At 50.0% G+C, this 17,222-nt stretch carries 13 protein-coding genes and 1 pseudogene; 13 read left to right on the top strand and 1 reads right to left on the bottom strand.

The annotated features are described in order from the left end of the window. The first annotated feature begins 85 nt into the window (after nucleotides 1–85). The 5 genes from BLT02_RS13540 to BLT02_RS13520 all read left to right on the top strand — a co-directional run bounded on the left by BLT02_RS13540 (nucleotide 86) and on the right by BLT02_RS13520 (nucleotide 6,413). The gene (locus BLT02_RS13540; RefSeq protein WP_092996568.1) at nucleotides 86–1,246 is read left to right on the top strand and encodes an ABC transporter permease; all 1,161 of its coding nucleotides are present in this window, start codon (nucleotides 86–88) and stop codon (nucleotides 1,244–1,246) included. After that, complete coding sequence (locus BLT02_RS13535) at nucleotides 1,243–2,163, top strand: ABC transporter permease (protein ID WP_092996565.1); 921 nt, start codon at nucleotides 1,243–1,245, stop codon at nucleotides 2,161–2,163. The genes BLT02_RS13540 and BLT02_RS13535 overlap by 4 nt, the downstream gene beginning before the upstream one ends. 165 nt (nucleotides 2,164–2,328) lie before the next feature. Beyond that, nucleotides 2,329–4,041: an ATP-binding protein gene (locus BLT02_RS13530; RefSeq protein WP_092996562.1), complete on the top strand. Its 1,713-nt coding sequence runs from the start codon at nucleotides 2,329–2,331 to the stop codon at nucleotides 4,039–4,041. A gap of 272 nt (nucleotides 4,042–4,313) precedes the next feature. Beyond that, nucleotides 4,314–5,279, top strand: coding sequence for a LolA-like protein (locus BLT02_RS13525; protein WP_092996559.1), 966 nt, complete (start codon nucleotides 4,314–4,316; stop codon nucleotides 5,277–5,279). Between the two features lie 150 nt (nucleotides 5,280–5,429). Continuing rightward, nucleotides 5,430–6,413 carry a hypothetical protein gene (locus BLT02_RS13520; RefSeq protein WP_092996556.1) on the top strand — a complete coding sequence of 328 codons (984 nt, stop codon included), beginning with the start codon at nucleotides 5,430–5,432 and terminating at the stop codon, nucleotides 6,411–6,413. A gap of 173 nt (nucleotides 6,414–6,586) precedes the next feature. Here BLT02_RS13520 and BLT02_RS13515 read toward each other — a convergent pair whose 3' ends face one another. After that, nucleotides 6,587–7,009, bottom strand: a complete 423-nt coding sequence (locus tag BLT02_RS13515) for an HIT family protein (RefSeq protein ID WP_092996553.1) — start codon at nucleotides 7,007–7,009, stop codon at nucleotides 6,587–6,589. 364 nt (nucleotides 7,010–7,373) lie between these two features. Between BLT02_RS13515 and BLT02_RS13510 the strand changes: the two genes are divergently transcribed. The 8 genes and pseudogenes from BLT02_RS13510 to BLT02_RS13470 all read left to right on the top strand — a co-directional run. Continuing rightward, nucleotides 7,374–7,736 (top strand): helix-turn-helix domain-containing protein, encoded by a 363-nt coding sequence (locus BLT02_RS13510; RefSeq protein WP_092996550.1) that lies wholly within the window; start codon nucleotides 7,374–7,376, stop codon nucleotides 7,734–7,736. A 145-nt stretch (nucleotides 7,737–7,881) separates the two neighbouring features. After that, nucleotides 7,882–8,454 carry a ferritin family protein gene (locus BLT02_RS13505; protein WP_092996547.1) on the top strand — a complete coding sequence of 191 codons (573 nt, stop codon included), beginning with the start codon at nucleotides 7,882–7,884 and terminating at the stop codon, nucleotides 8,452–8,454. A 450-nt stretch (nucleotides 8,455–8,904) separates the two neighbouring features. Further along, nucleotides 8,905–9,585, top strand: a complete 681-nt coding sequence (locus BLT02_RS13495; RefSeq protein WP_092996541.1) for a hypothetical protein — start codon at nucleotides 8,905–8,907, stop codon at nucleotides 9,583–9,585. Nucleotides 9,586–9,641: 56 nt separating this feature from the next. Beyond that, nucleotides 9,642–10,859, top strand: coding sequence for an Mbeg1-like protein (locus BLT02_RS13490; RefSeq protein ID WP_092996538.1), 1,218 nt, complete (start codon nucleotides 9,642–9,644; stop codon nucleotides 10,857–10,859). A gap of 173 nt (nucleotides 10,860–11,032) precedes the next feature. Then, complete coding sequence (locus BLT02_RS13485; protein ID WP_092996535.1) at nucleotides 11,033–12,223, top strand: hypothetical protein; 1,191 nt, start codon at nucleotides 11,033–11,035, stop codon at nucleotides 12,221–12,223. After that, complete coding sequence (locus BLT02_RS13480) at nucleotides 12,210–12,722, top strand: HD domain-containing protein (RefSeq protein WP_092996532.1); 513 nt, start codon at nucleotides 12,210–12,212, stop codon at nucleotides 12,720–12,722. Before BLT02_RS13485 ends, BLT02_RS13480 begins: the two co-directional genes overlap by 14 nt. A gap of 80 nt (nucleotides 12,723–12,802) precedes the next feature. Next, entirely contained in the window at nucleotides 12,803–14,374 is a 1,572-nt protein-coding gene (gene cls, locus BLT02_RS13475; protein WP_242869817.1) for a cardiolipin synthase, read from the top strand. A gap of 512 nt (nucleotides 14,375–14,886) precedes the next feature. After that, nucleotides 14,887–17,222: pseudogene (locus BLT02_RS13470) on the top strand (hypothetical protein); the annotation flags it as partial.

Below are 17,222 nucleotides of genomic sequence, written 5' to 3'. Positions count from 1 at the left end.
AACCTCAAACAAATGCAGAAATGCCTTGCCGATATGCAGAAGCGCCTGGCGCAGATGCAGTGAGCGGGGAGAAGGGAGAAAAGAGATGGAAGAATCCTTGATGAAAAAGTTTTTCAAGAATCCCTTTGTCCTGACGGTGATCGCCATAATACTCGGATTTGTTGTCGCGGGTCTGATCCTGCTGCTCGCAGGCTTTCCTCCGGTCGAATCGATCCGGACGCTCATTGAGAGCATGATCGGCAGGCCCAAGGACATTTCCAGTGTGGTCATCCGGAGTACGCCGATCATCTTCACAGGACTGGGTGTCGCTTTCGCGATCAAGACAGGCCTGTTCAACATCGGTGCCGAGGGACAGTATATCATCGGCTGCGTGGTCGCAACCATGGTCGGCAGTATGCTCGATTTCCCCAAGCCCGTGGCTATCCTGATGGTTCTGTTGTCAGCCATGCTGGTTTCCGCCCTCTATGCCGGCTTTGTTGGCCTGCTCAAAGCCCGTCTGGGTATTCATGAGGTCATCACCAGCATCATGCTCAACTGGATCGCCCTCTATCTGTCCAACTGGATCTGCGGTCTTCAATTTTTCCACAAACCCGGGACGATCGGGATGTATCCGGTCAATGACTGCACCTATACCATGATCCTTCCTTTCTGGAAACGCACGGAAGAGGGCAGGGCTTTTATGACAAAGCATCCCTTTCTGCAGGAGACGCTTGGAAGGACCGATGTCCATGCCGGTATCATCGTCGCCATCATAGCAGCCTTAGTGATCAGCCACCTGCTCAACAGGACGCGCAAGGGCTTTGAGCTGCGCGCTGTCGGCCAGAACATTGATGCCGCCAGGTTCGTCGGTATCGATGTCAACAAGAGCATCGTGCATGCCATGATGATCTCCGGCGCGCTCTGCGGACTCGGCGCGGGCCTCTACATCACCGGACAGTCGCCCCACACGGTATCGACCCTGTCCGCCTTTGAAAACGTCGGTTTCAACGGCCTTTCCGTTGCCTTTATCGCCTTCAGTTCTCCGATCGGCTGCTTGTTTGCAGGACTCCTTTTCGGCGGACTCCTGTATGGCGGAGCCGGCCTCCAGTCCAAGGTGGGGGCGCCGACTGAGATCATCAATATCATCATCGGCATCATCGTCTTTTTCTGCGCCCTGTCCTATCTGATCCCTCAGTTTGTGGAGCGCCTGGATTCGTCGAGACGCAGTAAAAAAGAGCGTAAGAAAATGAAAGGAGGGGAAAAATGACTGACAGAATACTGCTCCTTCTGGGAATCACACTCATGTATTCGACGCCCATGGTCTTCGCGGCCCAGGGAAGTGTCATCTCCGAAGTCTCCGGTGTCGTCAATATCGGTATTGAAGGCATGATGACGGTCGGAGCCTTTACCGGCGCGACGGTCGGATATTATACCGGAAGTCCCTGGCTCGGTTTTATCTGTGCAGGGCTCGCCGGAGCTTTCTTCGGACTGATCCACGCTTTTGCTTCCGTGACCTGCAAATCGGATCAGACGGTATGCGGTATTGCCATGAACCTGGTCGGTCCCGGCGTTGCCCTCTTTCTGTGCCGCCTCTTTTTTGACGGCGCCACACAGTCGCTGCCGGTGACTTATAAGATCCCCAAGCTGTTCCGCGGCGGGCTCTCCGGCAGCCTGAACAACCTCAATGTCGATGTGACCACGCTGATCGCGCTGATCCTTTCCATCTGCATGATGATCCTCTTTTACAGGACCAGCTGGGGCATGCACCTGCGCGCAGTCGGTGAACATCCCGGAGCGGCGGACACTCTCGGCATCAATGTCTATAAAGTCCGCTACATCTGCGTCATCCTATCCGGCTTCCTGGCAGGCCTGGGCGGCGCGTCCATGACCCTGGCCATTGTACCCCAATATATGCCCACCGCCATCTGCGGCCAGGGCTTCATCGCCATCGCGGCTGTCATCTTCGGCAAATGGACGCCCCACGGCGCCTACCTCGCCTGCCTCCTTTTCGGCTTTGCGCAGGCGCTCACGATCGTCCTGGGCGGCGGAAGCTTCTCGGTCCCCTCGGAGATCCTGGCCATGCTCCCCTATGTCCTGACGATCATCATCCTCATCCTCTTTGTCGGACGCGCCCATGCCCCCAGGGCCAACGGCGTGCCTTATAACAAGGGCTCCAGGGTGTAATCCGTCAAAAAAGATTCAGGGACAGTCTTTGTCCGCTGGTCTTTAAAGCCTGAAGGCAGAAGAGACGGTTCTTTTGACTGCCGGTTTTTGCAGGCAAAAGAACCGTCTTTCATGTCCATGGCAAAATACTGTTCCTGATGAGACCTTGTTCCCGGAGGAAGTCAAATGAAGGCACTGAATCTCTATACGCTTACCAGAACCAGAGATCCAAAGACTTTTTCTGCCCTCCTCCAGGCCTTGTCCGGGAGTCCGTGGAAAAGGACCTGCAGTGTGCACGAGATGCTTTCACTCTGTTCCTTGGTGGATGCGCTTGATGAACACTTTTCCCTGCATCCCTATCAGGAGAATGGGCAGCAGGACCTGACAGAACAGGGGTCCGGATCCGCTGCTCCTTCCGGCTATCGTGCGGAATGGATCCGGTGCCTGGACGGCTTTTATTTTTCCTATACGATCGAGCATATCAGCAAGGAATTTGATCTGCTCAAACTTTCCGCGGATGCCGGCTGTGTCCTGAACATCGAATTAAAGAGCGAAGCTGTCGAGGAGGAACGGATCCGGAAACAGCTGGAGCAGAACAGGTATTATCTCTCCCATATTTCCCGGACGATCCTGTCCTATACCTATGTGATGGAGACGGATACCCTGTACTACTGTAATGACCGCGGTTTTCTGCGGGAATGCAGCATCGATGAGCTGGCCCGGGCACTGCGCAGGCCTGCCCTGCAGGACTATATCGGGGAAAACATCCGGGAGTGCTTCCGGGCGCAGGATTACCTGATCTCCCCGGTCAAAAATCCGGAGAAATTCCTGACAGGCAGGTATTTTCTGACCAACCAGCAGTTTGAATTCCGCAGGCAGATCCTGGAAACCTTTCAGGACTATGAGAGGAGCCTGAAGGAATCGAAGGAACCAAAGGTTTCAAAGGATTGGGAGGAATCGAAGGATTCAAAGGAATCGAAAGAGTCAAAGGGATCAGATGATTCGGAAACCAGGGAGACAGTTCCTGTAGTATCCCTTACAGGAGGAGCGGGTACAGGGAAGACCCTCCTGATGCTGGATCTGGCGGTAGAACTCTCCAGAAAGAAGAGGGTCCTGTTCCTGCACGGAGGTCCTCTGAGGGAAGGGCACAGAGAGATCGACCGCCGCCTCCACAAGGTCAGCATCCAGTCCGGCACTGACCGGACACTGAGCCTGCCGCAGGATTCCGGCGCCCTGGCTGCCCTCAGGGATTATTCCTTTCTGCTTGTCGATGAAGCGAACAGGCTTCCTTCCGAAATCATAGTCCGCCTGATCGAGGCGGCTGCAAGTCTGAGGATCCCGGCTGTTTTTTCCTATGATCCCCACACTATCCTGGGGGCGATCCCCCGGATGGAGGATGCGGAAGCCGTGATCGCCGCACACGAGACTATGCAGCTTGAACTCTCCGGTAACATACGGATCAACCGCCCGATCTATTCATTCCTGCGCGCCCTTTTTTACCAGAAGGATGCTGCGCCCCACAGTGATTACAGCTGCATAGACATCCTGTATGCTTCCGACCGGCATGAGGAACAATTGCTGACGTCCTACTGCAGGGCGAGAGGCTATAAACTCATTCCTGAAAACAGTGATTCCTTTCGCTCGGGAGAGATCATCAGCCAGGAATTTGACAAAGTCCTCATGGTCCTGGACAGCCGGTTCTACTATGATGAGACACTCCGCCTGTGTGCGGACAGCTCGGCGGACATGGCACTCCCCCTTCTCTATGAGGGACTCTCAAGGGCGAAGGAAAGGCTCTGCCTTCTGGTTGTAGGCAATAAAACACTATTTGAGCAGCTTCTGGCGATCCGCCTTCTATGCCTTCCCGGGACTGAGATTTATCAGTCTCAGTCTGAGTAAATTATCTTTGTTCCACCAGAACCATCATTTGGAAACAGCATATAGAAGAAGCATACAGAAGAAGCATAGAGAAAAAACATAGAGAAAAAACATAGTAAAGTTACAAATAAGGATTTGAATCAGTCTGGCAGACAAAAACCTTCAAAAACACTGAATGTACATAAATATCGGATAAAATAATTTGTTGAATACAGGATGATCTGATCCGTATTTTAAAACAGAGAAAAACTGTTAAAAAACAGACTATTAAAAGAGAAAAGGAGAAAGAAACAATGAGAGGAAACACAAATCCCCGGAAAAGGCCTTTCCTGACGGCAGCTGCCGCGATACTGATCACAGTGCTTGTGCTTTCAGGATGTGCCTCACTCAACCCTTTCAAGCCCTCTGCGCTGACCCTGACCAAAGATGCGCTGACGAATATCGGAAAGATAAAGTCCGGCAAGGCTGATTACATTATTGATTCTGATTTTTCCCTGGGCTCCAAGGGCCTGGATATCAGTCTGGATATGCAGTTGAATGTCGACGGATATTCCGAATTTACAAAAGATCCTGACCGCACGAAAACAGGAGCTGTGATCAAGGTCAATGTCCTCGGACAGGAGCAGACGGTCAACACCGAAGGCTATTCCGATAAGCTTGAGGATGGAACCCAGATCGCTTATTCCAGAGTAGAAGGCGGTAAATGGAAGAAAATGACGAAAGCTCCGGGAGAAAAGGAGGATTCTGACAGCGGCATCGATCCTATGATGCTCGGCGGCGGTCTCCTCAAAATGGCCGTGGAGAATCCTCTGGATGCAAGCCTTGAAGAAGAGCTGTCGTCTGTTAATGGCAAAGAAGCTTATAAGATCAACTGCAAGATCCCCGGGAGCTTTTTGAAAGAGATCCTTGATAACCTCGATAACGAGAACGCTGTAAAATTCGCAGAGATCACAAAGGACATGGACTGGGATTCTGTTTTGATTCCTGCAGAGTTCTATATTTATAAAGAGAATAAGCTGCCTGCCAGAATCTATCTTGACTGCCGGACGATCGGAACACAATTTATCGAGGTCCTGTTAGAGCAGATGGGAGAGGACCTGCCTGTGGATGATTTATCCATAGAAGCAAATACTCTTACTGTCGATATTACCCTTGACGACTATGATGAAATCGCTCCTATCGAGATCCCGCAGGAAGCTCTGGATGCAGAAGAGGTGTCTACCGAAGAAGGTCTTTCCGGTCTGCCGGATCTGTTCTGAGACCGCAGGGATGTCGGGCTGTTGAGACAAAAGGGATGCCGGGCTGTTTGAGACAGAAAAGATGTCCTGAGATGATGGGGCTTCTCGGAGAAAGCAATAGAGAGGATTCATTTTTTATTCTGATTTTTGAGGGGAGAAGGGAGCCGGAAGATGCAGGCAGAAGTCAGCAGAGGCTATTTGGATTACCGGGATGATAGAGGCTGCTACAGCGTCCCGATCGGGAGACGAAGCAGGAAATGCCTGGTCATTTTGGATAAAAAAGAAGGCGAATTTGTCCGCAGTCTTGAAATAGACCTGTTTACAGGCAATGTCTATTACAGTGTAAACAACGAGACCGGCGGGGGATTGTCGTATTATTATGATATGTCCAGCAAGAAGGTCGGACATTATTTCATTCACCGCTACCTGCGCCTGGCCAGGGATCACGGCTTGACTATCGCACCGCTGGAAAGTGAGATCTTTGAAAAACTTCCCTGTGAAAACTGGATAGAGGAGCTGGAGAGACTTCCCGGCTGGAAGGAAGCCATTGAAAACCGCATCCAGGACCTCCTCCTTCCCTGGAAAGAGGTCGTGAAGGTCAGCCTCCCTGAGATTTCTGCAGGCTGCATCGCGCAAGATCCTGCAGATAAAAAGGAGCTTGCTTCGATCTCCTTTGTCCAGTCGCCGGCGGCTTACCCCGCCGGAGCCCGGGAATATGTCTATCTGTTTGAAAAACGGGACGGAAAGACTGTCCTCCGACACAAAGACGCGACAGCAGGAAATGAATTCTTCAGACAAAATGAGGAATATGAGAGGATCCTCTCTGAAGAGGAATATGCCTGGATCTCATGGCTGGCCTCCCCTTTCTGCGCGCTCCCGGCACACGGCTCTGCAGATTCTTACGAGACACCCGGGAAGGTATCGGACCTCTTTGGCGCCCTTCTTTCCGGTCAGGAGGAAATGGTCATCAGGGAGGTCACAGTCCGCAGACTGAGTGGGGCAGATCCTGTCAGGACGGTCTTTGACAAGGCCTCAGGAAAAACAGACAATGCATCGGCTTCCGGCCCTGCGGCTTCAGCTGCTACGGCCGGACGGGCTCATATCCTGCAGACACTCCTGCGGGGGCTGATGAGACGGGAGATTGAGCTTGTCTGAAAAGAGGAAGAAGACTGAGATTAACTAAAAAATATTAAAAACTGACATCCCCCGCGGAGCTTCAAAACTTCGCGGGGGATGCCTTGTCCGGCATATCTTTTGCCTTTACAGAAGATACGTCTGATATTTTACTAAAGAATATTTCAAAAGAATATTTCATCAGGATAAAAGGATCAGATGCCGAGCTCTTTCTTCAGGGCAGCGATCATCTCCTGATACTCCTCATCCTTCAGGAAAACAGGATTGGGATTTGTGATCTCAAAACTGCCGCCAAATTCAAAACCTCCCTCGTATTTGGGAACAATGTGGAAATGAAGGTGCGGATTCGTGTCGCCGAAGGACCCGAGATTGATCTTGGTGCATCCCCAGAGCTTCTTGATTGCTCCGGAAGCAGCAGCCAGATCTGCGCAGAAATCATTTCTTTCCTGCTCATCACACTCGCAGAGTTCCTTTTTATGAGCCTTCAGGGCAAGCGCGCAGCGGCCCTTGTGTGCCTGATCCTTGAACAGATACAGGACGCCGGCCTTCATTTCGCCTACCTTGAACATGATCGAATCACGGACTTCATGATGTTCATCACAGTAAAAACAACCCATAATAAACCTCCTCTTATGCTGGAAAATTTAGGCAGATGTGTGTAACTGTCTTAATTATATCCCAAGTCTGCGGATATTGCCATGGAGAACACCCGCAAAAGTACTATTTATTAACACAACGTTATTGATACAACGTCACATGTAACGACCAGTAACGATTTATATAAACAATATAAATGAGGTTTGCCAAACCGGCTCAGATGTTGTATAATTTCACGTAAATGAATAACCAACATTTCAATATCGAACATCTCCTTTCACAAGGATTATAAGTACAGCGATCAGACCGGAAGGGAAGCATTAAAAACACATTTGGATACACAGATTAAAGAGGATCATATTCCGGACGGAAAGGAAAATCGAAATGACTATCAGCGAAAGAATTTTTGAAAAGCTGGCTCAAATGGGTATGACACAGAAACAGTTCTCAGAGAGCACCGGCATACTCCAGAGCACGATCAGTGAGTGGAAAAAGAAGAAGACCAATCCGACATCGGAAAAAATCATGGTGATCTGCAAGGTCCTGGATGTCACACCGGAATGGCTGCTTTCCGGCATAGAGAAAAACGGGTCCAGGAAAGTCCGGTCGGACTGGTATGTAGTGGGCAGAGACACTGAACTGGGGCAGATGATCGGAGCATACAATACTCTCGGAAGAGACTACAGGAACAGACTCAGAGGATATATCGATGCAATGCTCGCTATGGAGGAGGCTGATAAAAGCTGACTGCAGCCGGGTACAGAAGCCCTTGCTTTAGCATTGACTAATCAGCGTCAGCCCATGCATAATAGATGGGGAACAGAAGTTCACTTATAACAGCTGTTTAACTATTATTTATCAATTTTTTGATTTTATCTGAAAGGAGAATAGCATGAAATACAAATGCGGCGTCTGCGGTCATATCTATGATGAAGAGAAGGAAGGCGTAAAGTTTGCGGATCTTCCTGCTGACTGGAAATGTCCTATCTGCAAACAGCCCAAGTCCAAATTCGAGCCTGTTGACGAGTCTGCAGAGCTTTCATGGGCATCCGAGCACAAGATCGGCATCGCTTCCGATCTTGACGACGAGATGAAGAACTTCCTGCGTGCCGAGTTCGCAGGTGAGTGCACAGAAGTCGGCATGTATCTGGCTATGTCCAGAGCCGCCATCCGCGAAGGTTATCCTGAAGTCGGCGCTTTCTACCGCCAGGCAGCTCTCGAAGAAGCTGACCACGCTTCCCGCTATGCCGAGATGCTCGGTGAGGTGGTTTCCGCTTCCACTAAAGAAAACCTCTCTGTCCGCGTAGCAGCTGAGAACGGCGCCTGCGCAGGAAAGACCGCTTTCGCCAAGAAGTGCAAAGAGATGGGTCTCGATGCTCTTCATGACAGCATCCATGAGATGGCCCGCGATGAGGCAAGACACGGCCAGGGCTTCAAGGGACTGCTGGACAGATATTTCAAATGATCAAGAGCTGACAGATGTCTTTGCCAGACTGACAACAAGATTCGTCAGCTGACTGCAAGACTCAAATGAGAGGCTGTCTGACAGCTTTTTCATTGGATTGAATGAAAACCGCCTTTGGCCAGGAGTGATCCTGTTCCGGAGGCGGTTGATTTTTTCGGTACATACCATTTTCCGGTACATACCATTTTTCAGCACATGCCATTTTCCTTTTCCCGCCTGAAACGTAGTTTCGTCAGGAAAATCTGTATTTTGTCATTTTCTGAGGACGGAACAGGAATCAGGTACTATAATTAGAGTCAGGTGCAGGCAGACATAACAGCGATCGTCCCGATAATAATCTGCTCCAAGCCATATAGGATCCTGAACCGGTCAGAAAATTGTCATGCCTGCTTTGGAAAGATGTGGTTTCATTTTGCATTTTTCACTTGTCATAATTTAGGAGGTCTTTTTATGAAAACCAAAAACAGAAAGAACAAGTGGTTGAGGATTCTGGTCGGCTATCTGATGCTCATGGTCATGATCGTGGCAGTGATTCCGGCAGTTCCCAGCGAGGCTTCGGCAAAATCTGTCGCTTTATCGAAGTACAGGCAGCTTTTAAGTAAGAGCAGGATCAGCGTCCTTCCGCAGGGAAAAAAAATCATGGGTGATGACTATCGTGAGATCAGGTATTATTCGAGCGCTTCCAAATATGTGAAATTCAGCATCGCCTATATTGACGCTGACGATGTTCCGGAGCTTATCCTCCACGACACCAGATATGGGTTTGGCGTCTGGACATTCAAAGGAGGATATTTCCGCTGCCTCCAGTGGGGGGATTTCTATGACTTTCCTGTAGGCTATTATAAAAAGAAAGGAATATTCAGAATAAATGCCACTACAGAGGGATCTCCCTTCTACAGAGAATATTACAAACTGCAGACAGGGAAAAAATCAGTGGAGATCCAGCATCAGGACTTGAACGAGGGAGAAGACAGACTGGAAAACTGGGGCTTCTATATCGGCAATTCCCGGAAAAAGGTCTCCAGTGCCGTTTTTTACAAAAACCTGAAGAAATATGTAGGCACTACAAAAATGACACAGATTTACATGCACAATAACACAGGGGCAAACAGGAAAAAATTCATCAAATGATTGTCGCAGTGTTACCGGAAAAGTAACCGCCGGGATGAGCAGGGGGATTCTGACTTATGTCTAATCTGTTTGATTATCTGGACTGGAGGGGCGACGTTCCCTTTCAGGTGGATCCGTTTAATGAAGTAGACAATCTCGTTTTATCCGTTCTTGCTTATGTAGAACTGGATTCGATCGTACCGGGACCCGGGCGGAACGGGGACTGCGAAGAGCGCTCCATCCCGGACCCGGGTTTCCTCCCCCGCATCGGAATCGGGGACGTGTGCAGCCGTTTCTGGGAGAAGCATACGGAGGAAGAAGTGCGGGGAAGCGGGACCTTTTACAGAGAATCGCCCTTTATTTTGAAAAAGCTCTGCAGCGGCGCCCGGTTCCGGGACATGCAGCTGGCGGGCTTCGTAAACAGGGTCTCGGAGACAGATAATGAACAGATGTCGGCAGTCTGCTGTTTTCTGAGTGACGGAACGGTCTATGTATCCTTTCGGGGAACTGATGACACGCTGGTGGGCTGGAAGGAGGATTTTTATTTTTCTTTCAAAACAGGAACAGCGGGACAGGAGAGGGCTGCGAAGTACCTTTCCTCCATCCTCAGAAACACGGACTGTCCGGTCAGGGTCGGCGGCCACTCCAAAGGTGGAAACTTCGCTGTGTATGCGGCTGCTTTCTGCGAGGGAGCAGCCGCAGGCAGGATCATCGACGTCTATACCAATGACGGCCCGGGCTTTTTGAAAAATGTGCTGGAGACAGCAGAGTATCAAAAAATCCTTCCCCTCGTTCACAGCATCCTTCCGGAGGAATCGCTGTTCGGCCTGATTCTGGAGAGCAATTTTTCCTATAAGGTCGTGACGAGCAGCAGGAAGGGGATCATGCAGCACGATGCCCTGTCCTGGAAAGTCAGGCGCAACCGCTTCGAAGAGGCGCCCCGCCTGTCCGAGGCAAGTGTGGTCGCGGAAAAGACCCTCGAGACCTGGCTTCGGGGACTGAGTATGAAAGAGAGAAAAGATTTCGTCAACATCGTTTTTTCTGTCCTGGGGGACAGTGGCCTGGAAAATGTGTCTGAAATCGGCAAAGCCCAGTTCCGTGTTCTTCCGGAACTGGTAAAGTCCTGGCTTGAGATGGATAAAAAAGATAAACGTGTGCTGCGGGACGCGATCAGCAGATTCCTCAGGACTGGAGCGACTTCCCTTACGGAAGAACTGAAGGTGAAGCTTTTTTCAGGAAGAGAGAAAAAGAAAGACAGCGATAAGGAAAGCAATAACGAAAAAGAGAACAATTAAATAACGAGGTTAAATAACGAGGTGTTCCATTCCCCGGTCTCCGGGCTGATACCCAGTTTTCGTTCAGGCAGGTTGTGTGGTATAATATTAACGATTCTTTTAAAGCTCACATAAGTAAATGACTGACAGAATTCATATTTTAACTGCAGGTTCTGAAGGAAGGAGGCCTATCCATGAAACGTTTAATAGCTATACTGGCGGTCATAATGATGATGACAGTGGCTGTATCCTGTGGGTCTGCCGGAAAGAACGGCGGACAGAACGATGCGAAAGCGCCGGCAAAGCAGGAAGAGTCCGTAGAGCCGGAGGCATCCGCGGAGCAGGAAGAAGCGCCTGTGGAAGAGGAAGCATCTTCGGAGCAGGAAGAAGAAGCGACTGCTGAGCAGGGAACTGCTGCCGCGGCGCTGGAAGCCGCCGCGGACGGGACAGCCGTCGCAGCACAGGAAGCCGCCACGGAAGTGGCAGCCACCACAGCGCAGGAAGCCGTCGCGGGAGAGGCAGCTTCTGCCACAGAGGAAGCTTCCCCGGAGCAGGAAGATATGTACGCTGAGGCTGTGAAATCCCTGTTTGGAGCGGGCGGTCCTCTTTTTGGTGTCCTCCCGGAGGGAACAAATATTGACGAGATGGTCGGTACTTCCAGGGAACAGATGGGCCAGGCGGACCAGGAGATCAGACAGGTACTGGATGAGGTCGCCGAAAAGGCACAGAATGACAGCATTGACCCCAATGTCCAACAGGATACGCTCGAAGAGTATGCGGAAGCGCTTCTGGAAAGGATCCTGGGGTCCGCAGACTTTGAGAAGGATGATCCTCTTCCCTTTGCTTCCCTTGATGAGTACTTAGAGGTTTATGACGGCATCAAAAATCTGGAGGATGACTATATCAGGGAACGCAACGCCGGATCTATGGAAGCCGGGGATGTTCAGATCGTAGCAAGCAACAGTCTCGCTGACGAAGAGATCGATGAAGACCAGGCCAGAAGACTTGCCTGTGTGATCCAGAATAATTACAGGATGGATGAAGAAAACCAGCTGCGGCTTGTGAGCAGCTCGGAGGATGTTGTCCTGTTTACGCATCAGAAGGATCAGGACGGCAATTATCTTGTCACAGATGCTGAGTTTGCGGAAAAAGGTGAAAACTACGATTCATCCATACAGGCATTAAACCTTAAAATGGATGACCCTTCTGACGAATTGCAGGAAGATCTCGAGGCCAGCAGGATCATGGTTGCCTATGACCTGAAAGAATATCTGGAGGAACATCCGGAGGTGAAGGGAATTGAATTTGAGGGCGAGATCAGGACTGCAGAGGAACTTGATGAGATCATGATCGACAGGCTGAGCAAGCTTTATGAAGAAGACTAAAGTACACAATGACAGAAGCATTTTTGATGAACAGATCCGGCTCCTGAAGGAAGATCCGGAGATACAGAAGATGGCCTCTTTCACGATGCACAATGGAAATACCACACTTCAGCATGTTGAAAACGTAGCTGATGTCAGTTTCCGCATTGCTGAAAAACTGGGGATCGATATTGATGAAAAAGCGCTGGCCAGGGGCGCCATGCTCCACGATTATTATCTCTATACTTTCAAGGAGACGAAGATGAGTCCCTACCGGCATGGCATAAGCCATCCGGAGACAGCTTTGAAAAACGCATCGAAGCGCCACCGCCTTACTGAAAAGGAAACAAATATCATCCGCAGCCATATGTGGCCGATGACGTTTCTGCACCCTCCGATGAGCAGGGAAGCTGTGCTTGTCTGTCTTGCAGATAAATACTGCGCCGTAAATGAGATGCTGCTGAAGAAACATGATCTGTCAGAGAAAAAACAACAGAGTAAAAGCAAGATCTGTAAATAAGCGCGTCCTGCGGGAGAAGAAGAGTGCTCTGTCATCACTGATCTGATTTGCCGGAGAAAAAACAAGTGGGAGAAGTGTCCGTGGATAACGAGAAAAATGTGATCAGACTGGCGAAGCCGGTTAAGAAGGGGCTTGGCAGTTTTATATTCAGCAGGTTATTTCTGGTCATAGCGCTGCTTCTGATTCAGGTCGTCATTTTGATTGCCCTGTGGCTTTGGGCCACAAACAAGTATCCTGCCCTGCTTGCTTTGTACTGGGTCTTCACATTTGTGATGGTCATCTACCTGTTCAACAATAACATGGACGCTTCTGCGAAGCTGTCCTGGATGCTGATCCTGTCTTTACTGCCTGCGGCAGGTGCTCTTTTACTGCTGTTCACCCAATCCAACATCGGACACCGGAAAGAAGCGGAGCTGGTTAAAAGGCAGATCGACAACACAAAAGAGGCGCTGAAACAGCCGCCGGATGTCATCGAAGAGATCCGGGATGACGGCTCAGGAACAGATGACCTTGCAAAATACCTGAACCTCAGCGGGTGCTTTCCAATCTACAATAAAACACAGGTGACTTATTTCCCCCTCGGTGAGGATAAGTTTGCGGCCATGATCGAAGAACTCGAGAAGGCCGAAAAGTTTATTTTCATGGAGTACTTTATCATTACCGAGGGCTATATGTGGGGCCGCATCCTGGAGATCCTGATCCGGAAAGCGAAGGAAGGGGTGGATGTCCGCGTGACCTATGACGGGATGTGCGAAGCGTCTTCCCTGCCGTCCGGCTATTTTAAGCTGCTGGAAAAGCAGGGGATCCATGCCAGAGCATTTTCGCCGATCATGCCGGTCGTCTCCTCTCACTATAATTACCGGGATCACAGGAAAATCCTGGTGATCGACGGGAAAGTCGCTTTCAACGGAGGGATTAACCTGGCGGATGAGTACATCAACCGCCTGGAGCGCTTTGGCCACTGGAAGGATACGGCGGTCATGCTCAAAGGCCCGGCAGCCAAAAGCTTTACCCTGATGTTCCTGCAGATGTGGAACATGCCTTACGAAAATCCGGATTACGGGGAATTCCTCTCAGTCCCGGACTGCCCGTCTGAGGAGTCAAAAGGCTATGTAATGCCCTATGCCGACAGCCCGCTCGATGAGTATAAAGCGGGAGAGTCAGTCTATATGGACATCCTGAACCGCGCCAATGACTATGTACATATTATGTCGCCCTACCTGATCCTGGACGGTGAGCTGGAGACGGCTCTTCGCTTCGCCGCCCAGCGCGGAGTGGATGTGAAACTGATCCTCCCGGGGATCCCGGACAAAAAGGCGGCATACTCCCTGGCCAAAACCCACTACAAATCGCTTTATGAAGCCGGTGTCAGGATCTATGAGTATACTCCGGGATTTGTCCACGCAAAGGTTTTCGTGAGTGATGACATTAAGGCGGTGGTCGGCACCATCAACCTGGATTACAGGAGCCTCTATCATCACTTCGAGTGCGCGACTTATCTGTATAAGACGGACTGTATCGCGGACATCGAGAAGGACTTCCGGGAGACCCTGGCAAAATGCAGGGAAGTGACTCCGGATACCATTAAAAATGAGAAGTTTTCCTACAAGTTTTTCGGACGCCTGCTCAAGTGGCTGGCCCCTCTGATGTAAGGAACTGTACTTTAATAACTTCTGACCAGCTGCCCGTCTTTTCTTATGTTTACCTGATTCTGTTTATCCTGATTCAAATAGTTTTTACAGATAGTTTTTTACAAATAGTCTTTACAAATAGTCTTCAAAAGGCAAAAAGCCTCGCCGGTCCTGCATCGGCGAGGCTTTTTTCAGGCTGGTCCGGGTTCTTGCAGCAGGCGAAAAGTGCAGTTTGCAAAACCTGAAACGAGAAAAACTCGGGTCTTAGTGCTGAGAAACGCGTTAAAATTTCTCGAATTTTTGTAAAGTGTGAACAGACTGAATAAAACTATCATTCATTCATAATTCAATTGATAAAAAGGCAATGCTCAAGTAAAATATAGCAATAAACAATCATAAACAAACAAGTTATCGGATTTTTTTGCAATTGTCAGTTTATTTGAGTCACTTAATTATAAAGGGAAAATGCTGTTTGTTGCGAAAGATCCGATGTTTTTCTGACTTTACAAAACAAGAAATAGGAGGGGAAGGGCATGAGAATGAAAACAAGTATATGGATTCGTACTCTTGCAATGTTTTTATGTCTGTCGCTGCTGACGGAATCAGTGCCGATGACAGCAATGGCCTCAGAGCCGGAGTCTGTTCAGATGCAGGCTGCAGGGGAGGAAGATGTCGCGGAGGAGCAGGATTCTGCAGAGGAAGACCAATCCCTGGAGGATGGTCCTTCAGAAGGAGACCAGACTGTTGAGGATGATCCTTCAGAAGGAGAACAGGCCGTTGAGGATGATCCTTCAGGAGAAGATCAGACCGATGAGGATGATCCTTCAGGCGGAGACCAGACCGATGAGGATGATCCTTCAGGAGGAGACCAGGCTGTTGAGGAATACCCGGATGAGGAAGTGACGGACAGCCCGGCCATGCAGAATGGAGAAGCCGAAACATACACGCTTGAGCTGGATAATGATGAGGGCATCGAGGAAAGTAGCGGGCCTGAGTCCGCGAAGGCCGGGGATCAGGTGACTGTGTCTGTAACTATTAAAGATGGTTTTTATTTCTATGAGGCAATCTATGATGTTGACGCCGGCCCGGTCCATGCGGTAGAGGTCAATGAAAACACGTATAGCCTTACTTTTGAAATGCCAGCTCAGAATGTTCTGCTTTATATAAAATCGGAACCATACCGTAAGGTTATCCTTGTCCAGAGTGAACATGGCACCATCAGCGCCGACAGAACGGAGGGAAAAGAGGGCGATCTGGTAAAACTTACAGCAGAGCCGGAGCCGGGGTATGTTCTGGATTCCTGGTATTTGACGGTGACTGACAGTTCTGGAACGAGTGAATACCCTGACATTGTCAATAACACCTTCGAGATCAAGTGGGGAGATATGACGGTCAGGGGAAATTTCGTTCCGGACGAGACCGACTATGCCATCACGATCGACCAGCAGGTCGTCAACGGTACGATCAGTACGGCAAACGGTCAGGATACGGCAAGGTGGGGCGATAATGTCATTCTGATAGTACATCCGGAGCCCGGGTATCAGATGGACAGCCTGACAATCACCGATGAAGATGGCAGTGAAGTCGCCTGGAATGGTCCCGGCGGAAATAACGCAGATGAATATACTTTCACGATGCCGGCCTCCCCCGTGGAGGTGTCGGCTGTTTTTGCTGCCGTTTATTATGGGATCCAGGTTGAGGAATCGGAGGGACTCCTCAGATCATCTGTCTATGTGAATGGTGAGGAAGCCGGGCAGGCCAGGCTGGGAGAAACGATTAGAGTGAAGCTTCTTCCAAAAGCCGGGTATGAGATCAGTAGAGTCACCTGGCAGGCTGAGCAGGGTGAAGAGACTGAGTTTACTGTAGCTGGCGACCCGGAGGGATACCGGGAGGGCGAATTCACCCTGAATACCTCTGGGGACGTGACCATCCATGTTTACACAGAGAAAATCAAATTCAATATACTCTCTGATTATGACAATAGTAAGGGCGGGATTTTCTTCCTTGTAGATAATCAGGAAACAGACAAAGCCTGCAACGGTGATCGTGTCACGGTCGATGTACAGGCGGCGGAAGGTTATGTGCTCAGTAGACTGTATTTTACAGCCTTTGTTGATGATCAGGAAGAAAGCTATCGCGCTGAGATAGAAAAAGATAAAGAAGGCAAGTACACGTTCATAATGGAACCCGCTGTTGTAAAGGTCTATGCCGAATTTACCATGGAAACGACGCTTGAGGTCAGGCTGAACTGGGCGGACAACGGGGAGAACTACACACACAGAGACGTGAAAGTAGACCTTCAGGAGCGGAAAAACGGCCAGGATTGGGCGACCAGAAAAGAAGATCTGGTCCTGAATGAGGAAAACGACTGGTCGCAGTCGATCACAATGATCTCAGTACCTGGTGCTGAATACCGGTTTATTGAAAAGGACTGCCTGAATGAGACGGTTCTCCCCGGAGAAAACCTGTCTGCCGACGCGGCATTTATCCTTAATAAGGGAAATGCGGGCTATGAGGCAGCGTATACGGCAGCCTATGTGATCGGGGAAGGGACCACTACGATCACCAACACTCTGAAGAGACAAACATATACCGCAGCCGCGGAATGGGGTGTTGGAGACTGGGTTGATAAGCCCTCGAGAATACTGGTGGAGCTGCAGATCTACAATCCCTCCCAGGGAAAGTGGAATGTAATAGAACGGAGAAAAGAACTGACAGGAGCCAATGGCTGGACGGCCGACTTTACGGATATCCCTGTACTAAAGGACACTAATGATAACTCTGCCTACCGGATCCGCGCGTTGAACGGAAAGGATGAGCTGATTTATGCCGAAAATGATGAAGACAGGAAAGCTACCCAGGCAGAATT

Origin of the sequence: Sarcina sp. DSM 11001, from assembly GCF_900101015.1 — a bacterium.
In the GTDB taxonomy this organism is placed as follows: Bacteria; Bacillota; Clostridia; order Lachnospirales; family Lachnospiraceae; genus CAG-791.
The sequence above is the reverse complement of the archived record's forward strand: the minus strand, read 5'-3'. Positions and strand labels throughout refer to the sequence as shown.

Coding starts and splice junctions, on each gene's coding strand:
- BLT02_RS13495 (WP_092996541.1), top strand. CDS start 8,905: ATGAAAACCAAAAACAGAAAGAACAAGTGGTTGAGGATTCTGGTCGGC.
- BLT02_RS13535 (WP_092996565.1), top strand. CDS start 1,243: ATGACTGACAGAATACTGCTCCTTCTGGGAATCACACTCATGTATTCG.
- BLT02_RS13515 (WP_092996553.1), bottom strand. CDS start 7,009: ATGGGTTGTTTTTACTGTGATGAACATCATGAAGTCCGTGATTCGATC.
- BLT02_RS13525 (WP_092996559.1), top strand. CDS start 4,314: ATGAGAGGAAACACAAATCCCCGGAAAAGGCCTTTCCTGACGGCAGCT.
- BLT02_RS13540 (WP_092996568.1), top strand. CDS start 86: ATGGAAGAATCCTTGATGAAAAAGTTTTTCAAGAATCCCTTTGTCCTG.
- BLT02_RS13520 (WP_092996556.1), top strand. CDS start 5,430: ATGCAGGCAGAAGTCAGCAGAGGCTATTTGGATTACCGGGATGATAGA.
- BLT02_RS13490 (WP_092996538.1), top strand. CDS start 9,642: ATGTCTAATCTGTTTGATTATCTGGACTGGAGGGGCGACGTTCCCTTT.
- BLT02_RS13485 (WP_092996535.1), top strand. CDS start 11,033: ATGAAACGTTTAATAGCTATACTGGCGGTCATAATGATGATGACAGTG.
- BLT02_RS13510 (WP_092996550.1), top strand. CDS start 7,374: ATGACTATCAGCGAAAGAATTTTTGAAAAGCTGGCTCAAATGGGTATG.
- BLT02_RS13530 (WP_092996562.1), top strand. CDS start 2,329: ATGAAGGCACTGAATCTCTATACGCTTACCAGAACCAGAGATCCAAAG.
- BLT02_RS13505 (WP_092996547.1), top strand. CDS start 7,882: ATGAAATACAAATGCGGCGTCTGCGGTCATATCTATGATGAAGAGAAG.
- BLT02_RS13480 (WP_092996532.1), top strand. CDS start 12,210: ATGAAGAAGACTAAAGTACACAATGACAGAAGCATTTTTGATGAACAG.